The organism is Asticcacaulis sp. (genome assembly GCA_024707255.1).
GTDB lineage: Bacteria > Pseudomonadota > Alphaproteobacteria > Caulobacterales > Caulobacteraceae > Asticcacaulis.
This window is the reverse complement of the sequence record JANQAC010000002.1, coordinates 577,642-598,695: the sequence shown is the minus strand read 5'-3', so window position 1 is coordinate 598,695 and position 21,054 is coordinate 577,642. Positions and strand designations below refer to the sequence as shown.

General features: G+C 60.7%; 18 protein-coding genes. 7 read left to right on the top strand and 11 right to left on the bottom strand.

Going from position 1 to position 21,054, the window contains the following annotated elements; all coding sequences use genetic code 11:
- Positions 1-3 precede the first annotated feature (3 nt).
- Complete coding sequence (locus tag NVV72_14135) at positions 4-936, top strand: alpha/beta hydrolase (GenBank protein MCR6660414.1); 933 nt, start codon at positions 4-6, stop codon at positions 934-936.
- On the opposite strand, the gene NVV72_14130 is transcribed toward NVV72_14135, so the two are convergent.
- The 3 genes from NVV72_14130 to NVV72_14120 form a co-directional block, all read right to left on the bottom strand.
- Positions 937-1,407 (bottom strand): GNAT family N-acetyltransferase, encoded by a 471-nt coding sequence (locus NVV72_14130; protein ID MCR6660413.1) that lies wholly within the window; start codon positions 1,405-1,407, stop codon positions 937-939. It abuts the gene before it with no gap.
- Positions 1,377-2,141 (bottom strand): hypothetical protein, encoded by a 765-nt coding sequence (locus NVV72_14125; GenBank protein ID MCR6660412.1) that lies wholly within the window; start codon positions 2,139-2,141, stop codon positions 1,377-1,379. Before NVV72_14125 ends, NVV72_14130 begins: the two co-directional genes overlap by 31 nt.
- Positions 2,142-2,217: 76 nt before the next feature.
- Entirely contained in the window at positions 2,218-2,673 is a 456-nt protein-coding gene (locus tag NVV72_14120) for a hypothetical protein (GenBank protein MCR6660411.1), read from the bottom strand.
- A gap of 138 nt (positions 2,674-2,811) precedes the next feature.
- Between NVV72_14120 and NVV72_14115 the strand changes: the two genes are divergently transcribed.
- Positions 2,812-3,246 (top strand): GNAT family N-acetyltransferase, encoded by a 435-nt coding sequence (locus tag NVV72_14115; GenBank protein ID MCR6660410.1) that lies wholly within the window; start codon positions 2,812-2,814, stop codon positions 3,244-3,246.
- A 467-nt stretch (positions 3,247-3,713) separates the two neighbouring features.
- Here NVV72_14115 and NVV72_14110 read toward each other — a convergent pair whose 3' ends face one another.
- The 3 genes from NVV72_14110 to NVV72_14100 form a co-directional block, all read right to left on the bottom strand.
- Positions 3,714-6,713, bottom strand: a complete 3,000-nt coding sequence (locus tag NVV72_14110; protein MCR6660409.1) for a TonB-dependent receptor — start codon at positions 6,711-6,713, stop codon at positions 3,714-3,716.
- A 163-nt stretch (positions 6,714-6,876) separates the two neighbouring features.
- Entirely contained in the window at positions 6,877-9,702 is a 2,826-nt protein-coding gene (locus NVV72_14105; GenBank protein MCR6660408.1) for a glycoside hydrolase family 127 protein, read from the bottom strand.
- Positions 9,703-9,734: 32 nt separating this feature from the next.
- The gene (locus tag NVV72_14100; GenBank protein MCR6660407.1) at positions 9,735-11,330 is read right to left on the bottom strand and encodes a family 43 glycosylhydrolase; all 1,596 of its coding nucleotides are present in this window, start codon (positions 11,328-11,330) and stop codon (positions 9,735-9,737) included.
- A 201-nt stretch (positions 11,331-11,531) separates the two neighbouring features.
- On the opposite strand from NVV72_14100, the gene NVV72_14095 reads away from it, so the two are divergent.
- Positions 11,532-12,197, top strand: coding sequence for a GntR family transcriptional regulator (locus tag NVV72_14095; protein MCR6660406.1), 666 nt, complete (start codon positions 11,532-11,534; stop codon positions 12,195-12,197).
- A 320-nt stretch (positions 12,198-12,517) separates the two neighbouring features.
- Here NVV72_14095 and NVV72_14090 read toward each other — a convergent pair whose 3' ends face one another.
- The 3 genes from NVV72_14090 to NVV72_14080 are packed head-to-tail and all read right to left on the bottom strand — an operon-like array spanning position 12,518 to position 14,402.
- Positions 12,518-13,483 (bottom strand): polyhydroxybutyrate depolymerase, encoded by a 966-nt coding sequence (locus tag NVV72_14090; GenBank protein ID MCR6660405.1) that lies wholly within the window; start codon positions 13,481-13,483, stop codon positions 12,518-12,520.
- A 26-nt stretch (positions 13,484-13,509) separates the two neighbouring features.
- Positions 13,510-13,761, bottom strand: a complete 252-nt coding sequence (locus tag NVV72_14085; protein ID MCR6660404.1) for a LysR substrate-binding domain-containing protein — start codon at positions 13,759-13,761, stop codon at positions 13,510-13,512.
- Complete coding sequence (locus tag NVV72_14080; GenBank protein ID MCR6660403.1) at positions 13,758-14,402, bottom strand: LysR family transcriptional regulator; 645 nt, start codon at positions 14,400-14,402, stop codon at positions 13,758-13,760. Before NVV72_14080 ends, NVV72_14085 begins: the two co-directional genes overlap by 4 nt.
- Positions 14,403-14,495: 93 nt before the next feature.
- Between NVV72_14080 and NVV72_14075 the strand changes: the two genes are divergently transcribed.
- The 3 genes from NVV72_14075 to NVV72_14065 all read left to right on the top strand — a co-directional run bounded on the left by NVV72_14075 (position 14,496) and on the right by NVV72_14065 (position 16,384).
- Positions 14,496-14,822, top strand: coding sequence for a carboxymuconolactone decarboxylase family protein (locus NVV72_14075; GenBank protein MCR6660402.1), 327 nt, complete (start codon positions 14,496-14,498; stop codon positions 14,820-14,822).
- 4 nt (positions 14,823-14,826) lie between these two features.
- The gene (locus tag NVV72_14070; protein ID MCR6660401.1) at positions 14,827-15,249 is read left to right on the top strand and encodes a cupin domain-containing protein; all 423 of its coding nucleotides are present in this window, start codon (positions 14,827-14,829) and stop codon (positions 15,247-15,249) included.
- Between the two features lie 118 nt (positions 15,250-15,367).
- Positions 15,368-16,384: a zinc-dependent alcohol dehydrogenase family protein gene (locus NVV72_14065; GenBank protein ID MCR6660400.1), complete on the top strand. Its 1,017-nt coding sequence runs from the start codon at positions 15,368-15,370 to the stop codon at positions 16,382-16,384.
- A gap of 110 nt (positions 16,385-16,494) precedes the next feature.
- Here the strand turns inward: NVV72_14065 and NVV72_14060 are convergent, their stop codons facing one another.
- Positions 16,495-18,774 (bottom strand): DPP IV N-terminal domain-containing protein, encoded by a 2,280-nt coding sequence (locus NVV72_14060; GenBank protein MCR6660399.1) that lies wholly within the window; start codon positions 18,772-18,774, stop codon positions 16,495-16,497.
- 36 nt (positions 18,775-18,810) lie between these two features.
- Positions 18,811-19,365, bottom strand: a complete 555-nt coding sequence (locus tag NVV72_14055) for a hypothetical protein (protein MCR6660398.1) — start codon at positions 19,363-19,365, stop codon at positions 18,811-18,813.
- Positions 19,366-19,506: 141 nt separating this feature from the next.
- Here NVV72_14055 and NVV72_14050 point away from each other — a divergent pair, with 141 nt between their 5' ends.
- Positions 19,507-21,018, top strand: coding sequence for a tryptophan 7-halogenase (locus tag NVV72_14050; protein MCR6660397.1), 1,512 nt, complete (start codon positions 19,507-19,509; stop codon positions 21,016-21,018).
- Positions 21,019-21,054 lie beyond the last annotated feature (36 nt).

Here is a 21,054-nt window from a genome sequence, read left to right as displayed (position 1 = left end):
TCCATGTCCGGCTTCAACTGCCCCGATCGCCGCAGGAGCGGCATTTTCAACCGCCCCGCGGCACTCATCGCCATTATCATTGGCATCGTCGCCGCAATAACCGCCGGTCATTCCAAAGCCGCCACGCCATTTCCCGATGCCGCCACTGCTCGCTTTTCGGTGACAGTCAGTGGCGACGGCTCGGACGTCATCCTGATCCCCGGTCTCGCCTCTTCCGGCGCAGTCTGGGACGATACAGTGGGGCATCTGGAAGGCCATTATCGCCTGCATGTGCTCACTCTGGCCGGTTTCGCCGGTGAACCGGCCGGCGCCAATGCCGAAGGCGATATTCTCGCGCCGTCGGTTGAAGCCATCGATGGCTATATCAAGCTCAATCACCTGCAAAAGCCGGTCGTGGTCGGCCATTCGCTCGGCGGCCTGATGGCCCTGATGCTGGCGAAGGCCCATCCGGAGGATACCGGCAAGCTGATTATCGTCGACGTCCTGCCCTATGTTGGGGTGATCTTCAACCCAGCCGCCACGGTCGAGATGGTCAGGCCACAAGCCGCCGCCCTGCGAGACGGTATGATCGCCGCGCCCGCCGATGCCTTCAGGGCGCAGCAGGCCGCAGGCACGGCCCGGCTGGTAACCGATCCGACCGATCAGGCAAAACTGCTCGACTGGTCAATGACCTCGGACCGCCGCGTCCTGGCGCAAAGTTTCTTTGAGGATCTGACCATCGACCTGCGCCCGGATCTGGCGGCCATCGCCACGCCGACCACGCTGATCTATCCGGTCGCCACCAGCGAGGATGCCACCGCCACCGAAGCGACCTACAAAAGCAATTACGCCAGCAAGCCGAACATGACCTTCACACGCATCGACGACAGCCGGCACTTCATCATGCTCGATCAGCCGGCGGCGTTCCAGTCGACGCTCGAAGCGGCCCTGAAGTGATTACAAATCGTGGCGGAACTGGATGAAATCGGTTTTCGTTGCCAGCTTTTCATACAGCGCCTGGGCGGTTTTATTGGCTTCATCCGTGACCCAGTAAAGCCGTTCGGCGCCTTTCGCCTTTCCGGCTTCGGCCACGGCGGCGATCAGGGCCCGTGCCACGCCCCTGCCGCGCTGGTCTGCCGCCACGAACAGGTCTTCGAGATAGCAATACCAGTCGCGCGCCCAGCTTGACCGGTGCAGCACATAGGTAGCGAACCCGATGATCCGGCCCTCGCTTTTGGCCACAAGCAGGTTCAGAGCTTCCCCTTCTTCCAGCGCCCGCGCGAAGGTCAGGTCAGTAATCTCGTCATCAAGCGCGTGCTTGTAGAAATCGAGATAGGCGCGCCACAGCGGCAGCCATTCCGCCTTGTCTTCGATCGTCGCCGGCAAAACCTGCATGGTCAGGCCGCCAAAGCCTGCGGCTTGCGCCACAGCAGATAGAGCCGTATTCCCGCCACCAGAGCCAGGCCAATGGCGGCGATGACGACCATGGCCGGTTCGTGGTCGCGGCTCTGATTGGCGATCAATACCCAGAACAGCGCCCACGCCAGCCCCGCCGCATAGAGGCTGTTGCCGGTGCGGTAGACCATCCAGCCGCCGAAAGCGATCAGGGCGATCAGGAAGACGGCTGAAACGGCGGCATTGCCGGCATCGAGGCCAAAGCCGGTCCAGATCATGGCGGAGGTGAAGTTGACGACACAGCCGGCGGTGAGCCAGCCGGTCACCAGGGCCAGCGGTCCGGCCACCAGCAACTTCTCCTTCCGCGACAGTTTCAGTTCGTTGCGCAGTTTCAGCAGGCCATTCAATCCGGCAAAGACCGCCACGGCGATCAGGCAGAAACTGATCCATTCCAGGCCGATCAGCGGCACCCAGAGCTGCCACAACGAATTGACCAGCCAGACGACAATGAAATTCCAGTCCACCGTTTCCAGCGCCGCGCTTTCCTTCTGGCGCGGCATCACCTGCCAGATGGCAGCCACCAGGGCATAGGCATAGATCAGGCCCCAGATGACAAAGGCCGTCTTGTAGGGCACGAGCGGATGACGGACCAGAGCCGACTGCACCTCGACCGGCTCACCGATACCGAGAGCCACCATCAGGCGCGCGGTCGCAATCTGGGCGACGGCCAGCGCCAGGACCACGATCGATTGCACACGACGCTTCATTGCCCCTTACGCCTTCTTGACGAATCCCCTTACCGCCCCTGTCCGCCTAGCCTAAGCCGGCCGCGGCGGCAAATGACTAATCCTTGCAGAATCCTTCATTGGCCGCGACCACCAGGCAGTCATGCTTGTCAGCCAGCCACTTCATGCCCGTAGCCTGGCCGTCGCCCTTGTGAATGACCAGCGGCGTTGCATCGCGGGTAATATGGATGCCGTCGCCTTCCAGGGTGCCGGTAAAGGTGCGCGGGCCATCGAGGTTGGTAATTACCACCTCATATTGGCTGCCGACCGGGGTAATGGTCATGGCGGTGCCTTCCGGGCCAGTCCATTTGCCGACATAGCCCGTGGCGTCCACGCTGGTCATGGCCTCGGCGACCGCCTGGGAGGCCGCTTCGGCCGCCGTGATCGACATGGCCGCTGATTCGGAGGCTTGTGAGGCCGCGACGGCATCGGCATCCGGCTTCGGCGAACAGGCGCCCAGAAGAATGAGCGTCGTAACGGTTGTCAGGCTGGTCAGTTTGGCGAGGTTTCGCATGGATTTTCTCCGCTGGCGGCGCATGTCGTCATCAATATGGGGAGCATTAGGGACGGAATATATATAAAACCATGCCGGGCTTCCCCGGATTTTATAAATTGCCGATCATTACAGTCTCTATCGTTACAGGATTTCCGCATGTCTCTTACTGTTCGCCGCATTCCCCACGGTTCCGCCGATTACGCCACCGCCGTCAACCTGCGCCGCGCCGTGCTGCGCACGCCGCTGGGCCTGGATTTCACCTCGGCGCAACTGGCCGGCGAGGCCGGTGACATCCACCTCGCCGCCTTTGAAAACGAAGACCTGATCGGCACACTGCTTCTCACCGTCCACGATGATGTAACGCTCAGGCTGCGCCAGATGGCGGTCGATCCCGACAACCAGGGCAAGGGCGTGGGCGCCGCCCTGCTCGCCGCCGCCGAAACCGAGACCCGCGCCGCCGGCAAATCGCGCATTAGCCTGGCCGCCCGTGTCAGCGCGCAGCCCTTTTACGCCCGGAACGGCTATATGCCCGTGGGGGAGATTTTTGAGGAAGTGACGATCGCGCACATTGTCATGCAAAAGACATTTTAACGCGCAAATATTACCTGGTTCGGAACCCAAATCAGAACAACTATAGTTAATTTCAACAGCATTTAGATTCAACCGGGTCACTTTTCACAGTTAACCATCTTATCTCTATTGACGTACATACAGCATGATGGGACTTATTCCCCCATTGAGGCGTTAAAGAAATTATTAATCATCTTCTTTATCCCCTCACAGGCGCAATAACATCTTTTTCAGAAACCGACCTGTTTGCCAGAACATAGGGATTCCAGGTGTAATGACCGCACGCATTTCTTTTCGGGGCTGGGTCTTTTTGGCAAGTGTCGCCGTGTGCATCGCCGTCTGGTGGTGGCTGCTGAGCTCCTTTTTCGCCTACCGGGCGGAAAAGGCATGCCAGACGGATCATCCGGCAAGGCCCATCCCTTGTCTGACCCATGCCCCTCTCCCCAAATAGCAAAACCCCCGGCATTCAGGATGCCGGGGGTTAATTGTTAGCGGGTGAAGCGGAGATTGATCCAGCCGGTGCGGCCGATCACATCGTAAACTCCGGCCTGCCAGCCTTCATCACCGAAGTAGGCGCCGCCGGCTTCCGCACCCGGATAACGGGGCGGCTGCTTGTTCAGCGCATTGGAAAGCCCGGCGCTGAGGTTCATGTTCGGCTTCAGCCAGTATGAGATGTAAATGTCGTCATAGGCGATCGGCTTCGTCTTGTACGGCGCATAGTCCTCCGGCGTGATGGTCACCGTCTGGCGCATCCCAGAATAGAAACGCGAGGTCCAGCCCAGCGACAGTTTGTCGCGGGTGTAGTTGAACGCGGTGCGGCCCTTCAGTTTGGGGAAGCCGAAAATGCCGACCGTATCGGTAACGCTGTTGGGGTTATCCGGATCGGGCGTGTACTTGTTCTCGAACAGGCGCGTCCAGATACTGTTGATCGACAGGGTGCCGGCATTGCTGCCCCAGCCCCAGGAGGCGAGATTGACGGAATAATCGATCTCGGTATCGATGCCGCTGGTCTTGCGACGGGCCAGGTTGATGTTCTGCTTGATGACCGAGACCAGGTTGTTGGTCACCGGATCGCGCACGACCAGATCGCAGTAATTGTTGTCGAGCGTCGGCGCATCCATGCACTTGTTGATGATGGTCTGCGGCTCGACCGACGAAATGACATTGCTCATGTCGATATCATAATAATCGACCGTGGCGCTGAAATTCTTCATGAAGCGCGGTTGCAGCACCACGCCGAGCGTCAGGGTCTTGGCCGTCTCGACCTTCAGGTCCGGATTGCCCTTCTTGACGACGTCCAGCCACAGCCAGTAGTCGTTCTTGTTGGCCGGCATGACCGCAGCGCAGTTGGCGGCAGTATATTGCGTCTTGTCGGCGCGGTTGGGCAGGTTCCAGTAGTTGCACGGGTCGCTGAGCCACTGGCCGCTGATCGACGAGGCGGTGAAGACCTCGCTGATATTCGGCGCGCGGACAGCCTTGCCGTAGGTGGTGCGGAAACGGACATCGCGGATCGGCGCCCATTGCAGGCCGTACTTTTCGGCGGTGGTCTTGCCGGCGGTCGAATAATCGGCGGTCCGCACGGCGGCATCGGCCGTCAGGCGGTAGGCGAACGGCAGATCCTTCAGGATCGGCACGCTCAGCTCGGCGAAGACTTCCTTGACGTCGAATTCGCCCTTCAGCGGCGTTTCGACCACGCCATAATCGGGCACGTAGTTCGGGCTGTCGGGGTTATATTCGTCGCGCGCGCCGATATTGTTGGCCTCGCGGCGGTATTCGGCGCCGAGCGCCACCTGGACCTCGCCGGCCGGCAGGGTGAACAGGCCGCCGGTGACATAGCCCGACCAGACATATTGTTCGAGCGAGGTCGTCATCGGGCTGGAATCGAACTGCAGGTAGTTGATGACGTCCTGAGTCGCCGGCTTGAACGGATTGAGCGGCACGCAGGCCGGATCGTCATTCGAGGTATCGGCGTCGGAATTGACCCAGCAGATCGGCGTACCACCGGGACCGCTGACCGCATCCAGGGCGCGCATATAGCGCTCGTTGGAGGTGTTGTTGAAGTCCTGGACGGTCTCCTCGGTCTTGCCATAGGAAATATAGGTCGACCACGCCCAGTCATGCTCGCGGAACAGAGCCGGCAGTTCGCCCTCGAAGCCGGTCACCACCTGCTTGAGTTCACGGCGGTAGTTGGAACGCGACTTGCCGAATTCGGGGAAGTTGCGCACGAAGGACAAGCCGTCAGGGAAACCGGTACTACCATCGGGATTCTCGCCATTGGCCGCTATGATTTCCGGCGTGATAAAGGGGTTGCCGTCCCACAGCTTGTTGGTGCCGCCTTCCCACCACAGGCCGTATTCGCCGTGCGACTTGTTGGTGGCGTAGTCGAGTTCGAGGAAATAGCGCAGGTTGTCGCTGAACTGATAGCCGAAGGTGCCGTGGGTGATGAAGCGGTCGCTCGGCACCGACAGCAGCCAGTTATCATAGCGGCCGTCGAATTCACCGCCGCTGTTGGTGATCAGGGAGGCGACGCTGGAATTGAGGCTCAGGTCCGCCGTCGTCGGATACAGCCCCGCCGTGCCGAGGATTGGATCGCGCATGGTGCCGTCATCATTGAAGACATAGGGCTTGCTGCCCAGCAGCACCACGGCGCGCGGCGAATATTGCAGCAAATGCTGATCATCGAGCACCGTATAGGGCACTGACGAATTCGGGCGATACCACCACGGATTGCCGCGCGAGGTCGAGGGGCGGTCCTGGCCGGCGACCACGCCGTTGGACTGGCCGTAGGTGCCAAACAGGGTAATATTGGCCTTGCCGCCGGCAAAATTCTTGCCCCACAGGATATCGGCATCATAGCTCGGCATGTCGCCATAGGTCGAGTTGCCGTAACGGATATTGGCGTCCAGGCCCTGGAAGTTCTTCTTCAGTATGAAGTTCGCCACGCCGGCCACGGCATCGGCGCCGTATTGCGCAGAGGCGCCGCCGGTGATGATTTCGACGCGCTCGATCAGGCCGCCGGGAATGGTGCTGATATCGACGGCCGAAGTGCCGGGCGCGCCGGGCACGTGGCGGCGGCCATTGACCAGAACAAGGGTCCGCTTGGTGCCGAGGCCCCGCAGGTCGAGCGCATTCAGGCCCGGATGGCCCTGATCCATCGAATCCTTGTCACGGTTGGCATTGGAAGTCTGGTCGCTCTGGCTGATCACCAGGGCGGGCATCTGGTTGACCAGATCAGCCACCTGGCGCGTGCCGGACTTGCGGATGGCTTCGGCATTGATGACCGTGGTCGGGGTAGCGCTGGCCGCGCCCTTGTGGCGGATGCGAGACCCGGTGACGACCACTTCTGTGGTGTCGGACGCCTTGTCATCACTGGTCTTGTCCTTATCGGATGTCTCCTGCGCGAAAGCGCCGGCGGCGGTAAAAGCCGCCATGCTCAATGCCAGGACCGAGCAATAGGTAAGTGAGCCGCGAAGCGACGATAGTTTCATAACCTGACCCTCTTTTTTTAAGTGTGTGGGCCGAGGCTATAACAGGCCAAGTATATTTACTACCGTATACGATACACAAAATACAAAGTTTGACACACTGTCACGTTATCGCCACATTCGGCGGTAGCGAGATGCCATTCTTTGCGAGGAGATCAGGCAGGCTTTATGCCTGCCTGATCCACACCAGGGACTGCAATCCCGTGAAATGTCGGCGCGGGCCAACCTCGGCCTGGGCGGCCTGTGTGGTGCCCGGTGCAAAATCGACATCGCCGGTGCCGATCTCTTCCGGCCCGCCGATTCGGTTCATGCGGGCATAGTTGGGCACGGCCAGCATGGTGGAACCATCCGCCCACTTGCCGGTCAGCGCCATAATACCGCCCAGCAAGTCGGGCTTCCATTCGGCCTTGAGCGGGGCCTTGCCCAACGGCTGGGTGATGCTCTTCTGATCGGCCAGTTCGACATTATAAACCAGCGGGCCATAGCCCAGCGCCACCAGACCGCGGTCTGCCTCGATCTTCGGATCGGCATAAATACGCTGCGGCGCCATCGGCAATTCCAGCTCGATCGTGTCACCGGCCTGCCACTCACGATCAACAACGGCATAGCCCTTGACGATCTGCGGCGTCACGGCCTTGCCATTGACCTTGAAGACCTTCACGCCGCTGACTTTCGGTTCCATTGTGTAGAGTTCGCTGGTGGTGCGGTCGGGAATGCGGACGTGCAGGGCGAAGGTCTTCGCTTCCTTCGGATTGACGGTGATTTTGACCGCACCATTCCACGGATAATCGGTTTTCTGCACCATCTCGACATCAGTGCCGGCCACCTTCTCCACGGTGATCTTCGATCCGACGAACATATTGACGTATAATCCTTCCGCGTCCTTCACATAGGTCCAGGTCGGGATCATCAGCAGGGTGCGCGGGATATTGGCGACGCAGCACGGGCAGACATGCCACAGGGTGCGCTCTGTATTGACGAGCGGATTGGTGTAGCAGAAACTCTTGCCGTCGAGGTCGATGCCGCCGAGCAGGGCGTTGTACATGGTCTGCTCGTAGAGGTCGGCATATTTGGCGTCGTGATAGGCCAGGTTCATCTTGTACTGGAAGAAGATCAGGCCGCAGCTTGAGCAGGACTCGCAATAGGCGCCGTTGCGCAAAGAGTAGTCCGGCCCGAAGCCTTCGGAGGTCTCGCCCGATCCGATGCCGCCGGTGACGTAATATTTGCGGTTGACCATGTTGTCCCACAGCGAGGCGACCGCGCTCTGGTAATCGACATCTCCGGTTTCGGCGGCGATATCGGCCATGCCGGAATAGAAATAGACGGCGCGCACAGCATGGCCGACGGCCTCGTACTGTTTGACCGGCGGCAAATGACTCTGGTCGTATTCCTGGCCGCCGCGGCGCGATTCAAGCAGGAAGCGGGCGAGCGCGATATAGGAATCGCCGCGCCCATTCCCCTCTTCATCATTGACGAAGCGGCCGAAGCGGACGAGCGCCTGCTCCATTTCCTGGTGGCCGTCGAACCACTCCTTCTTGCCCGGCCCGATATTGGCGACCCAGCAATCGGCCAGCTTTTTGGCCGCGTTATAGAGGCGCAGATCCTGGCCGTTGGTCAGGGTGTAGTGGTTGATCGCCGATTCAATGAAATAACCGGCGATATAGCCTTCGTGGTTGCCGCGATGATCCGGCGACCAGCGCTCATCCCATTCGCCCGGCGCGGCCAGGGTCTTGGCGGTTTGCAGATAGCCGTCGCTTTCCTGTGCCGCGAGGATGATCGGAATCCAGCGTTCGAGCGTGGCGCGCATCTTGTCCTGCGCGGCGATCATTTCCGGATCGCCCTTGGGATCAACCATCAGGGCAATGCACATGGCCTCGACGTTTTCGACCACCCAGGCATTGGAGAAGACATAGCCCTTGTGGGGGCCGTGTGGCTCACCGCGATTGGCCTTGCCGGCCTCGATGAAGTTGTCGATCCCGCCATTGCCGATCTTCAGGTCGGTGCGCTCGCAATAGTCGATAACGTGCGGAATCCAGTTGACGATCAAAGCCTTGGCGCGGGCGTTCCACAGCGGGCTGTCGATGGTGTACTTTTTCGTGTAGACGACATCGAGGCGCTGCGGCGGCGGGGCCGCCTGGGCATTCAGACGCAGACGCGAGGTCGACACCTGCCCTCCGGCATGGGCAGTCAGTTCCAGCACATAGGTGCCGGGCGCCGAGACGGTGGCCGTGGTTTCGGGCGACAAGGCGTCAGCGAAGGTGACATCACCGGGGCCGGAGACTTTGCGCCACAGGCTGCCCGTGTCGCCAGCGGTCAATGTATCCGTCTTACCCATCAGGTATGTCTTGCCGCCCATCACGACGGTGCGGTCAATGCCCGCCGCCACGACCGGGGCAAAGGCGGGCACCGGACCAACGCTCCATGCCTGCCATTCGAGCACGCCGGTGGAAAGCGTACCATCGGAAACGATTTCCAGGCGCAGCTTGTCGGTTTTCACCGTGTCGAAGGTGGTGGCGTTGAAGGTATCCTTCGCCACACCCAGGCCATTGGCGTTTTTGACCGGCACAAACGCCTTGCCGTCCCAGTAAAGTACGCGACAGGCCTTCGGCGCACCGACCCCCTGCCCGTCCACCCACCAGTAGACGGCGACCTTGTTAAGGCTGACCGGCTGGCTCCAGTCATACTGCACCCATTCGGTGTCCGTCTTCGGCCAGTTGCCGTACATGCCCTTTTCAGCGTCGGCCGAATTGGCTGGCACGGCGCCATCATTCAGGGCTGCCACACGGGTGTCGCCCGAATGAAAGGAAGCTGATGGCGTGGCGACTTTCGCCAGATTGACCGATGTTTCGTCGGCGCGCGCCGCAAAGGCGAAGCCGGAGGCGCCGATCAGCGCAGCACCGGCGGCGCCGGCGAATACGCTGCGACGGCTGACGGCATTGCAGCCACAGTCGGCCTTGCAGAAATGGGTTTCGGTGATAAATTTCCTGGACATTGGCATTTCTTCTTTTTGATTGTTCTGAACAGTTATTCGGCGGCGCAGACCGGAGACGCCGGAATATCCGTATCCGCCGGCTCGACCAATACCGGCTTCGGGTACAGCGCCTCCCATTCCTGGGCGGCGACGGCGGCGTAAGATTTGCCATCGGTCGAGGCGTCGAAGACGGCGCGCAGGCAGCGCGTCTCCACCGTATCGAAGGTCACGTCATTGAAGGCGTCGGTCGAGGTGCCGTAAGCGCTGGCGTTCGGCACAGGCAGCCATTTTTGCTCGTTCCAGTATTCCAGATGCCAGGCCTTGGGCGCCGCCACGCCAACACCGGAACCGGCCGGCTGGTCGTTCCAGAAACGGATGCGCGAACCGTTGAACTTCAGCTTCTGCTCCCACTGATAGACCACCCATTGCTGCGCCGGATTGTTTGGCGACCAGGTGCCCCAGGTATCGGGCGGCAACGGATTGGCGTGGACCTTGCCGTCGTTCAGCGCCTTGATCCAGTATTGCACCGGCACCGGCGAATTGGAGGCAAGGATGCGCGCCGCCGGCGCGATATTGCGCGTCGGCGCAGGGGGCGGTGCCGGCGGATGGGTCGGGATCACCTTGTCGATCAGGGCCGGGCTGACACTGTCGTCCCAGGTGACTTCATCGATCGATACGCTGCGGCGGAAATGGTCGCCACCAGGGGAATCGGCATTGTGATAAGCCAGATACCACTTGCCTTTGTACTGCACGATGCCGCCATGCGAGGTAGTCGAGGACACCGGGTCGAGCAGCACGCCCTGATAGGTCCAGGGGCCGAGCGGTGATTTCGCCGTGCCGTAGGCCTGGCAGGCATAGTAGACCGCCTCGGTGCAGTCGGAGTCAGGCCCGGCCGTATTGCCGGCATACATCAGGTAATAGGTGCCGTTGCGCTTGAAAAGCCAGGGCGCCTCGAAGAAGCCCTTCAGGCCGGTGATATCGACCGGCTTGCCCTTGAAGGTGACCATGTCCTTTTCAAGCTCAACGCCTTTCAGGCGGCCGAACGTGCCCCAGTAGAGATAGACGCGGCCATCGTCATCGACCAGCACGGTCGGGTCGATATTCTCGATCTCGTTCTTCACTGGGTAGGATTGCGACACAATCGGGCCTGAGGGATGGGCGTCGATCCACGGCCCTTCCGGGCTGTCGGAGACCGCCACACCGATGGCAAAGGGATCCTTGTTCGGGCTGTTGGCCTCGATGATCGGCGCGTACATGTAGTAGCGCTTGTCCGGTCCCTGTACGATCTGGCCGGCATAGGCGCGCGCCGGCGTCGCCCATTTGAAAACAGCCTCCGGACGGACGAAGTGCGGATTGTACTGCCAGGTGTGCGAGGCCGGGTCTTCCGTCTCAAGCATCTGCCATTCGGGCATAATGAAGTCGTTGACGCCGGGCGCGGCTATATCGCGGCCAGTCAGGATATAGAGCTTGCCGTCGGCCACCAGCGGCGCCGGATCAGTGGTGTAATTCTGGCCATCGGAGATGATCGGGTTGCCAGCCGAATGGACGGTCTGCCAGCCATCCTCAGCGTGCGCGCAGGCCATCAGCAGCGGCAGGGCTAAAGCCAGAGTGGCAAGGCCATATCTAAACTGGGCAGGTTTTCGGGTCATCAACGGCCTCTTTTGTCAGATTATTCCTCAAGCCAAGTGTTATACGGTATACAATAGTCTGACAATAGCAATAAATTGCCGAAACGCCGCCCCGATAGCTGTGAAACAAAACCAAACAACCGTGGATGGACTTGTCAGGGGCCAAAAGGAATGCCTTACTGCCGGTATAACTTATAAACGCAAAGATTCGGGGCGTCTTTCATGTCAATCGTGGTTCAAACCCTCTCCGAGCAGATTTTCTCCCTGGTCCGCGACCGCATCATCTCCGGCCGCATCCCGGTGGACACCGCCATCCGCCAGGATGCCCTGGCCGCCGAACTGGGCGTCAGCAAGATTCCGCTGCGCGAGGCCCTCGCCCGCCTGGAACAGGAAGGGCTGCTCATCTCCCAGGCCAATCGCGGCTTTTTCGTCCGCCCGCTCAATGCCGACGAGGTCGAGGAAGTCTATGCCCTGCGCCTGAAGCTCGAACCCGATGCCGTGGGCGAAGCCGCCAAGGTGGCAACGGATACAGACAGGAAGGCGGCCCGCGCCGCGCTAGATGAGCTCGATGTGGCGGTCAGTGGCGACAAGACCCGGGTGGGCCGGCTGAACCGTGCGTTCCACATGGCCCTGATCCGCCCGCTGCACCGTCAGGTCACCATCCAGATCATCGAGCGCCTGAATATCATCTGCGAACGCTATGTCGGCAAGCATCTGGAACCGGCCGGCCGCGACGATCGCGCCCACAATGAACATTCCGCCCTGCTGGAGCTTTGGTCCGCCGGCAAGTCGGATGAGGTCTCGGCTCTGATGCGCCAGCATATCGCCATGACGCTCGATGACCTGCGCAAGCAGTTCGAGACGGAAAAGACGGCGAAAAGCGCATAAAAAAACGCCTGTCGCGGAGGGGGGACCGTAGCGACAGGCGTCTGAAAGTTTGTCCCGATGCGCGAAGCCGGTCACGGGAGTGAGACCGGGGCGGACATCGGAAAGGGTGATCCGGAACCAGATCAGAGACGTCAAAGGCGTCGGCCGAAAGCCTGGATGCAAAGGCCGGAGAACCTCTGGCAGGCCGGACGAAACTGAAGTCCGTCCATACAGAACGACGCAAAGACGTTCGCCAACAGCGCGCCGCTCCAGGGAGGAATGGTGGAGGCCAATTGACTGAGTAATTTGAACCACTATTCGCGGCACACGTCAAATATAAATTATACGATTGTAGAAATTTGATGTCGTATACGGCACTTCCCTGTACAACCAGAAGTCAGTCCTGACGGCGGTAGCGCGACAGAAATGCCCACATCGCCTCGTTGTCGGCCAGCCAGGTGTGTGCCGCCGACCGTAATCCGCCCCGCCACATCGGCGCCATCGCGGCATCCGGTGTAACGCTCCTCATAAACGCCCATGGCCACCCATTGCGTGGTCGGCGCCTCGGTGCAGCCGTTCAGTTGCGCCCATCTCTGTTCGGCGACGTGCATGGTATATTGCCAGTAGCCCGCGCCACCGCCCTCGATCGGATTGGTGGTGTCCTTATCACCGGCGAATGCGATGACCGGCATAGGGCGCGAGGGCTTACAGGTCGCCGGATCGGGCCTTGTCGGATCGGCCTTCGAGGGATTGCCGGCGCGCAGGCCCACCACCGGCGCGATGGCCGCGAAACGGCCGGCGTTGACGCAAGCTAACCACGAGGTCATGCGCCCGCCGCCAGACAGGCCCGTGGCATAGACCTGGTCACGTGCCACGCAGCCCTGCCCGACCAGCCAGTCGATCGCCTGCCCGACAAAGGCGACATCATCGGCGTCGTCCTTTGTGGGAATCTTGCCGGTGACAGTCGGCACGCCGGGGATGTTCCACACAAAACCACCACCTGCCGGAATGCCGCCATCGGGCGCCACCAGAATAAAATGGTGGCGATCGGAGGTCGCTTCCAGCCCGGAATTGCGCAACATCCCGGCCCCCGTGCCAGTGCTGCCATGAAACAAGAATAACAGAGGCAAGGGTCCGTCATCGGCATTCGCCGGCATATGGACCAACATCGACCGCCCGGTGTGGCCGATTGCCACACTCTGTGTGGCGCCCGTCGCGCCAATCCCGCACCCGGCTGCATGGGCTATACCGCCCGCGCCTGTCAGGACCAGCAACGCGACAAACAGAGCATACAAACGCTTGAACATGATCACCTCCGGCCAGGGCCAGTACCCTATGGCCGGTATCTCAGGGCGTCAACCAGCAGGGCGAAAGCGGGCGATTGCTGGCGGCGACTTGGGTAATAGAGATGATAGCCCGGAAACGGGGGGCACCAGTCCGCCAGCACCCGTACCAGTCGCCCGTCATCGATGGCCTCATGCACCACATCCATCGGCAGGCAGGCCAGCCCCAACCCCCTCACGGCCGCGCTGACCACCTGGCTGCCGGTATTGAAGATCAGTTGACCATCGACGCGCACATTCACTTCCCGCCCCCCTTTTCCAGTTCCCAGGCATAGAGCCCGCCGCGCGTCGGCAGGCGCAGATTGACGCAATTATGCGTAATCAGGTCCTGCGGCGTCTTCGGCTTCGGATGTCTGAGGAAATAGCCTGGCGAGCCGACCACCGCCATCTCGACATCCGGGCTGATACGCACGGCGATCATATCCTTCGCCACCTGCTCACCCAGTCGGATACCGGCGTCATATCGCTCAGTGACAATATCGGTCAGACTGAGATCGACCGTCACCTCGACCCTGATATCCGGATATTGCGGCAGGATTTTCTCCAGCACTGGCATCAACAGGCTTTCCGCCGAGTGTTCGCCGCTGGTAATCCGGATGGTGCCCGCCGGCTTGTCGCGCAGAGCGGTCAGCGCTGTCAGTTCGGCGTCAATCTCGTCGAGCTTGGGACCGATGTTCCGCAGCAGGCGTTCGCCGGCCTCGGTCGGCGCCACGCTGCGGGTGGTGCGCGTGAGTAGCGCAACGCCCAGCCTGGTTTCCAGTGCGCGCAAGGTATGGCTGAGCGCCGACTGCGATACGCCCAGCTTGGCGGCCGCCTTAGTAAAGCTGCCTTCGCGTGCCACGGCGATGAAGGCCAGCAGGTCGTTCATATTCTCACGCGCCATTGATGAATACACCTCATAAGTACATGCCAATATTGCCATCTAATCAGGGCAATAGCCATCCTCTATATTCGGCTCATCAAATAGGAGCCCATTATGTCCCGTGACCCTGAAACTGCGCAGAAAGCCTTCGGTGATGTTGCCCCGGCGCTGGCGAACCTGACCGACACCGTTCTCTTTGGTGATGTCTGGGTGCGCCCCGGCCTTTCGCCGTGTGATCGCAGCCTTGTGACCATATCGAGCCTGATTTCGCTCTACCGCATCAACGAGCTGCCCTATCATCTGAGCCTGGCGCTGGAAAATGGCGTCACACGCGACGAGATCATCGAGACCATCACCCACCTGGCCTTCTATTCCGGCTGGCCGACCGCCAGCACGGCCCTGGGCATTGCCCGCAAGGTCTTCGCAGACAAGGGAATCTGATCACATGCAAACCGGCCAAACCATCCGGCGCAAGGGCGCAACACCCGCCGCCCCCGGCCCCGAAGCCTGCTTCACCGGCAATGTCACGGTCGAGATGCTGTTCACCGCCATGGAAGGCTCGAATGTCACGGGCGGACTGGTGACCTTCGCACCCGGCGCGCGTACCGCCTGGCATACCCATCCGATGGGCCAGAACCTGATCGTCCTCTCCGGCACCGGCTGGACCCAATGCGAGGGCGGCCTGAAGAAAGAGATTAGGGCCGGCGATATGGTCTCGTGCGCCTGCGGCCTGCGCCACTGGCACGGGGCCACGGCAACGACCGCCATGAGTCATATCGCCATCACCGAAGTCCTGAATGGCATCGCCGTTACCTGGATGGAGAAGGTCAGCGACGCCGATTATCTGGCGCCGGTTGAAGAGGATTAAATCATGACCGAAGTCACTGTACTCATCGGCGCCGGTTCGATCAGCATGCCCGCCTCATATTTCTACGGCGAACTCGCGCCGAGGTAATCTCCTTTCACTCTCATTTCAAGGTATTTTCATGCTCGCCACTGTTCTTCATGCGCCCGGTGACATCCGTTTCGAACAGATTCCCGATCCGCAAATCCTCAGGCCCACCGACGCCATTATCAAGCTTTCCGCGACCTGCATCTGCGGTTCGGACCTGTGGCCCTATCGCGGCCTGCAACCGCTCGATGGCCCGATGAACATGGGCCATGAATATTGCGGCGTCGTCGTCGAGGTGGGTTCCGAAGTGCGCAGCGTGCGGCCGGGCCAGTTCGTTGTCGGCTCTTTCTGTCTGTCCGACAACACCTGCCCGCATTGTCGTTTTGGCTTCCAGTCGTCATGCGAACAACGCGAGTTCATGACCGGTGCTCAGGCGCCCTATGCCCGTGTGCCCCTGGCCGACGGCACTCTGGTCGCTACGGATGAGATGCCCTCGGATGATCTCATTCCGCATCTGCTGGCGGTATCGGACGTGTTGGGCACGGGCTGGTATGCTGCCGATGCGGCGGGTGTCGCGCCCGGTTCGACCGTCGCGGTGGTCGGCGACGGGGCCGTTGGACTGATGGGGGTGCTGGCCGCCAGCCAGATGGGCGCCGGTCGCATCATCGTCATGAGCCGGCATGAAACCCGTCAGAAACTGGCGCTTGAATTTGGTGCGACCGATATCATCTCCGAACGCGGTGAAGAGGGTATCTCCCGCATCAAGTATCTGACCGGCGGGGTCGGGGCTGATTCCGTACTGGAATGCGTCGGCACGCTGGAATCGATGACCCAGGCCATGCAGTCCTGCCGTCCGGGCGGCTCGATCGGTTATGTCGGCGTACCGCATGGTGTGACCTTCGACGGCCAGCAACTATTCTTCTCGCAAAAGCGGATGCTGGGCGGTCCTGCCCCTGTGCGCCGTTTCCTGCCTGATCTGATGGATCGGGTGCTTACCGGCAGGATTCAGCCGGGCAAGGTGTTCGACCTTGAATTGCCCATCGTCCAGGTGGCCGAAGGCTATAAGGCCATGGATGAACGCCGCGCCATCAAGACCCTCCTGCGCGTCTGATGACACTCTGGGAATATTCGACATGCAAAATGCGCCAGCCGGCGGATGTCGATATCAATGAGATCCTGTTCCGGCCTACGGCGCAGGAATACTGAGCCCTCCGCCGGTGTTTATGGCGCCGGCGGGGTCTCATTCAGCAGGTACTGGGTGAAGAAGTCCATGTGCTTGCGCCAGTAGTAGGGCCCGATCGAGTTGTGTGTGCGGTTGGCGAAGATGACCAGTTCGTGCGGCTTGTTGGCCGCTACGAGCGCCGCATCCAGCCGCAGGGTCGCCGCTACCGGCACATTGTCGTCGATATCTCCGTGGGTCAGCATCAGATGACCTTTCAGATTGCCGGCCACAGAGATGTTGGAGTTCTTCTCCCAGGTCGCATCATCAGCGATGCCCATGGAGACTTCCGGCCACCACGCCTTATCCAGCCGCTCATCCTGATTGCCCGAATTGGCCACGGCTACCTTGTAAAAGTCCGGCCGGCGCAGGATGAAGCGCGCCGCGTCATAACCGCCGGCCGAATGGCCGAACACGCCGACGCGATCGAGGTCGAAATAGCTGTACTTGGCCTTCATCGCCTTCAGCACCCAGATATGGTCGTCCAGCCCGACCTCACCGAGGTTCTGATAGGCCGGCAGGCGGAAAGCCTGGCCGCGCTGCGAGGTGCCGCGCGCATCGACCTCAACCACGATGGCGCCGATCTGCGCCATGCCCTCGGCCGGATTGCGGATATTGCGGCCATAGCCTTCGGCGATCACATGGGTCGTCGGACCGGTATAGACATATTCGATCACCGGATAGGACTTCGACGGATCGAAGTTCTTCGGCCGGAAGATCATGCCGTAGAGCATGGTCTTGCCGTCATCCGCCAGAGTGCTGAAAGGCTCCGGCGGGGTGAAACCGCTGGCCAGCAGGGCCGACGGATCAGCCTTGCCGAGTTCGGCGATGATGTGGCCGTCGGTGGCGCTGCGCAGCAGGGTGCGGGTCGGTACGGTCGGGCTAGACATGCGGTCGATGAAGGTCTTGCCGTCTTCTGACACGCTGACATCATGATCGAGTGGCTCTGGCGTCAGGTTACGGATGGCGCCATCCCAGCTCACATTATAGAGGCTTGAGAAGTACGGATTGACGCCCGCCTCGCGGCCGATGCCGGTGATCAGCAGTGACTTCGCCTTGTCATCGACACGCACGACATCGGTCACTTCCCAGTTGCCCCTGGTCAGGGCCTTGCCACTTTCGGGTTTGTCGCCGGCCCCGACGAAATAGAGCTGCGCCCACCCGGTGCGCTCTGAAATGACCAGGCTGCCATCGAGTTCCGGGACGGGGCGGATCGAGGACGAGGTAACGGTGACCAGCGGCTTGATGGCCTCGCGCACCTTGACCGTTGCCACATTGCTGGCCGGATCGATCTCGTACTGAACCAGTTCGCCATAGCCGCGCTTGGTCCACTGATAGACGATCTTGTCCTTGTTCCAGCCGAAATTGGGATCGCCGGGCCACAGCATGGAATCCAACGGTACGTTCAGCACCTTGGGCGCAACGGTACCTTTCAGCGAGGCCGCCACATCGATCACCACCGGCACGAACTGCGGCACCTTTTCGGCGCCGGCGGTCGGATAAACATAGTCGAAATGGCGCGGCATCTGGCTGCCCGGCGGATTGGGCTGGACGCCATGCCAGATATAACTGCCGTTGCGATCCAGGCGATAGGTCAGGATCTGTTTGGAATCCGGCGACCATTGTACGCTGACCGGCATGGGCGGGGTTTCACTGTTGGCCGCCACCATGTCGGCGAACATCGGGTAGTTCATACCGTAGCGCTGGTCATAGCTGCCATCGGCGGTCAGCGCCGCTTCCTTGCCCGTGGCAATCTCGATCAGGGCCAGGTCATAGCCCTTGTGGATGACCTTGTAGAGACCATCGGGCGAGACCACGCCCTCGTCAGCGGCCTTCGTCTCGATCGGTGCGGCGGTGACCGTGTTGGCCGCCATGTCATAGATCAGCTTCTTTCCGCCGGAATTGAGCGTGAGTAAACGCTTGTCGGCGTCATAGTCTTCCGGAGACACATCGAACGGACCTTTCGCGTCCGCGCCCATGACCGGCGCCAGCAACGGCTGCAAGGCGGCCTCGGTCGTCAGGTCCGTGGTCTGGCCCGTGGCGGCATCGGCCAGGGTGATTGTTCCCTGCCCTTTTGCCCCATGGCGATACAGCACCTTTGTTCCGCTGGCCACGAAGCGGGCGCGCAGGTCGAGGTCAGTGATTAGTTCACCGGTCTTGCCGGCCAGGTAATCCTGAGCGATGGCGTAACGCTCGGCGATTGGTGCGATTTCCGCGTGAGCAATAGAGGACAAGGCCAGCAGCGAAAGGCCGCCAGCAAGAGCATAGGACAAGGGACGCATTGAGAAATCTCGCCGTTTATTAGTTATTGGTCTGAATTATTGGGCCGCCGCCGGGGTGATAGTTACGTCGATCTCGCCGGAATTATCGGCATAGATATCGTCATTGAGGCCGAACTGGATCGCCTCCGCGCCTTCCGGCACGGTAATGGTCAGGCCGGTGCCAACCGGGAACGGTGACTTGACCATCTTGCCCTTGCCATCGGTGAAGATCGCCACCAACTCATTGAGATGCACCGGATAGAAGCCGTGAGACATGTACATGCTGGGGAACGGCATCCCGGAACCGCCCAGATGATCGTCACAGATGAACTCGGCCTGTCCGCCCGGATCGAAACTGCCGCCACCGGCCACCGTCGTGGTCGAGCCGGTGGCCGTCATCTGCAAGGACATGCCGGATGTCAGTTTGAGCGGCGCCACCGCCGGTGCCGTGCCATCGGCCTTGCCATAAGGCAGGTCCGGGTTTTTCTTCTTGATAATCCACGGCATGGAAGTACCCGGCACCTTGACCGTTACCGTTTCGGCCCCTGCCGTTTGGGCGATGCCCGCCAGTGCTACGCCCGCGCACAAGGCAAAAAGTCTCGCTATCCGCATGTCAAAACCCCCAGTATATTTTGTCAGACTTTATTCCGCACGGTTTCCCGAAACTGTCAAATATTTTATACGATATACCGCCGAATTGACATCATCGCTACGCTGGTCATAATCAGCGCGGACATTTCTTAAGGCGTGCAAATGACAGAGACTATTCGTAAAATCGTGGTTGTGGGCGGCGGTACGTCCGGCTGGATGGCCGCCTCGGCGCTCTCGAAAGTCTTCGGCACGCAAAAGTACAGCGTCACCCTGATCGAGTCGGATGAAATCGGCACGGTCGGGGTCGGAGAAGCCACCATCCCGACCATCCAGGAATTCAACACGCTTCTTGAACTCGACGAAAACCGGTTCATGAAGGAGACCAATGCCACCTTCAAGCTGGGCCTGCGCTTCCTCGACTGGTCGGCGCCTGGCAGCGAGTATTTCCACCCGTTCGGCGTCTATGGCGTCGATATGAACGTCAATTTCACCCATTACTGGATGCGTTATCGCCTGGCTGGCGGATCAGCCGATTTCGGCCTGTTCAATCCGCAGACCGTTGCCGCCCGCATGGGCCGCTTCGGCCGCATGAGCGAGATCAATCCGAAAGCGCCGAACGTCAACTACGCCTTCCATTTCGACGCCTCGCTCTATGCCAAATTCCTGCGCCGTTATTCAGAGGCGCGCGGCGTGGTCCGCCAGGAAGGCCGGATCACCACCGTCACGCAGCATCCGGAAACGGGCGATATCGCCTCGGTCACGCTGGAAAGCGGCCAGACCATCACCGGCGATTTGTTTATCGACTGCTCCGGCTTCCGCGGCCTGTTGATCGAACAGACACTCAAGACCGGCTATACCGACTGGAGCCATTGGCTGCCGTGCAACCGTGCCGCCGCCGTGCCGTGCGATAAGGTAAAGCCGGTCACGCCCTACACCCAACTGACCGCCCGCGAAGCCGGCTGGCAATGGCGCATCCCGCTCCAGCACCGCACTGGTAACGGCTATGTCTTCTGCGAAAACTACCTTTCCGAAGACAAGGCTGCCGAGCTTCTACTGCAACGGCTGGATGGCAAACCCCAGGCCGATCCGCGCATCATCCGCTTCACCACCGGCCACCGCAAGCTGCAATGGAACCGTAATGTCGTCGCCATCGGCCTGGCCAGCGGCTTCCTGGAGCCGCTGGAATCGACCTCGATCCATCTGGTGCAGGAAGCGATCATGAAGCTGATCCGTTTTTTCCCGCGCGACCGGATCACGGACAGCTTGCGCAACAGCTTCAACGCCGAGATGCTGTTCGCCTATGACGATGTGAAGGACTTCCTGATCGCGCACTACAAGATCACTCAGCGCGAGGACACGCCTTTCTGGGCCTATTGCAAACATATGGATATCCCCGACAGCCTGAAAGCCCGGCTGGAAAGCTTCACGCAACACAATCTCTCGCTGGTGAAACCTGACGAACTGTTCAAGGAAGCAAGCTGGTTCGCCGTTCTGATCGGACAGGGCCTGACGCCGAAATCCTATCACCCCGTCGCCGACCTGATGCCTGAGGATGAATTCCGCTGGCGCATGGACCGCGTCCGCGAAGGCACGGCGGGCCTGGCCAATGCCATGCCCCTGCACGACGACTATGTCGCCAGGGCCTGCCCTTCCCCGCAACTGGTCACTATCTGATTTTTTGACAATCCAACAAAAACCCCCGCCGGTCGC